Origin of the sequence: Terrisporobacter mayombei (genome assembly GCF_020748465.1) — a bacterium.
GTDB lineage: Bacteria > Bacillota > Clostridia > Peptostreptococcales > Peptostreptococcaceae > Terrisporobacter > Terrisporobacter mayombei.
The window spans coordinates 1-464 of the sequence record NZ_JAHZMP010000201.1 but is presented as its reverse complement, the minus strand read 5'-3'; the positions used below and the strand labels follow the sequence as shown (position 1 = coordinate 464).

Here is a 464-nt window from a genome sequence, read left to right as displayed (position 1 = left end):
GCGCAGCATGTAGCGCAGGGTCGGCCAGTTCGCGTAGGTCGCGGCACGGCAGCGCCAGCGGTACAGCTTCTGGTTGTCGCCGGTCATGCCCCAGTGGATATCATCGCCGCGCGGCGCTTCGGCAAAGCCCAGCGCAAAGCGGTGCGGAATGTAGGTAAAGCCTTCCACCATCAGTGGGCCACCCGGCAGGTTATCCAGACCGTAGTTGATCATGTTCAGCGCGGTATAGACTTCGTTGATACGCACTTTCAGACGGGAAATAACGTCGCAGCCCTGCTCGCTGTGGACTTCCATTGGCAGCAGGCCATAGCCGACAAACGGGTGATCGGCGCGGGTATCACGGGCGTGACCGCTGGCACGGACCATCGGGCCGACGTTACTGAAGTCGCGAGCGATTTCCGGGTCCAGACGACCAATGCCGACAGTGCGCTGTTCCATGTTCGGAGTGCTCAGCAGCACATCCA

Annotated in this window: 1 pseudogene; it reads right to left on the bottom strand. The window is 61.4% G+C overall.

Annotated features, from left to right (window positions below):
- Positions 1–464: pseudogene (gene hycE, locus K0039_RS25230) on the bottom strand (formate hydrogenlyase subunit HycE); the annotation flags it as partial.